General features: G+C 53.7%; 2 protein-coding genes. One reads left to right on the top strand and one right to left on the bottom strand.

Features of this window, described 5'->3' with window-relative positions; genetic code table 11:
• Positions 1 to 129: 129 nt before the first annotated feature.
• Positions 130 to 348, bottom strand: a complete 219-nt coding sequence (locus MKK51_RS04960; RefSeq protein WP_243975371.1) for a hypothetical protein — start codon at positions 346 to 348, stop codon at positions 130 to 132.
• A 50-nt stretch (positions 349 to 398) separates the two neighbouring features.
• Between MKK51_RS04960 and MKK51_RS04955 the strand changes: the two genes are divergently transcribed.
• Entirely contained in the window at positions 399 to 1,250 is an 852-nt protein-coding gene (locus MKK51_RS04955; protein WP_243975370.1) for a hypothetical protein, read from the top strand.
• Positions 1,251 to 1,432: the final 182 nt, after the last annotated feature.

Here is a 1,432-nt window from a genome sequence, read left to right as displayed (position 1 = left end):
TCACCAGGGCCTCGGCCGGCTCGTCCATGATGACGATGCGGTTGGCCTTGGTCTTCCGGAGGAGGGCCTCGATCTCCTGTCGGGTGGTGATGACGGACACCTTCGTGTCCTCGGCGTAGGCCCGGCGCGTCATGCTGCGGCCTCCCAATGATTGATCTCGTATTCGCGGGCGATCAACCGGGCGGCGTCCTCGTCCCAAGCGTAAGCCTCGTCTCCGAACTCGATACCGTTGCCCTCCACGAAGGCGCGGTATGCCTCGGCTGCCAGCTGCAGCGATCTGCGGGCGGTGAGACGGCCAGCGGCGGCGATCTCTCGAGCCATCGCAACGATGAATTTGGCGCGCGTCATGCTGCGGCTCCGATGTCGAGCGCGTCGGCCGGGGCGAACACGCTTGCAGAATGGTCACGCTTCAGGTCACTGATCAGCGCATGGATTGGCGCTTCTCCACCTTCTTGATCGCAATGCTTGCGATACTTTTCGGCTTCACATGGGCGGCGTCTGAGCCGGGCATGTGCGGATCGCCCTATGTCGTAAAAGTGCTCGCTGATCACACCAAGGATGGAGCTCTCAACTGTTTCGATTTTTGGTTTAATCGATATCAAACAATGCTCACTGGATTTGCTGCGCTTATAGCGGCTATTGTCGCTGTTGTGGCTACCAGAAAACAGGTTGGCCTGGCTAACAAGGCAATCATTCAGGGGCAGCTGAATTACATCAAGGCTGCGTACAAGCAGACTGTGGAGGCATATAACAAGACTAGTGAATTCAACTTTCGTATTCGAGATTTTCAATCCGCTTTCATTAAGATTGATGATAATTATCTCACGATTTCGGAGGCGCATGCTAGTGACGCAATCGATGTTGCCTGCAAAGGACTGGTTGCTTATGCAAGAAATATTCTTTTGTTGGTCAAGAGCAGCGACGTTGAACCTGTTTCCGAAGAATCGGCCGTCAATTTTCTCAAGGGGTGCGAGGTTGTTGTTGAACTGGAGGAAGCTTTCCGTAGCGTATTGGGCGAATTTTTCTTTCTGCGTGAATTGCTCCAAAAAAATAATTACTATGAAGTAGAGAGTAAAATTCTTAACTCCAATGAGTGGAGACAGCTGAAAATATTGCTTAATCTTATAGACAAGGAATGCTTGGATCTTCGCCAAGCTGCGAAGGCGTTGCGAGATTCGTTGAAAATTGCATTGGAAGCACAGACTGTGCAGCTGAAAAGCGCCCAAAGAAACCTGAGCGAATCGATCTAGTTCACTTTTAGGCGTAGAAGCTCCACAGTTATTGCGGATCAGGGCAGCCATCACGCGGCCTCGCTCTGGTCGCCGGGGAAGCTCTCGTCCGCCGTGGTCGCGGTCGCGTCGAGCTCGTCCTCGATCTCGTCGAGCGCCTGGCGGGCCTTGTCCTGGAGGTCGGCCTTCCACTGATTGAGCGC

The sequence above is a fragment of the Methylobacterium sp. E-045 genome, assembly GCF_022829685.1.
Lineage (GTDB): Bacteria > Pseudomonadota > Alphaproteobacteria > Rhizobiales > Beijerinckiaceae > Methylobacterium.
This window is presented reverse-complemented; position numbering and strand designations above follow the sequence as displayed.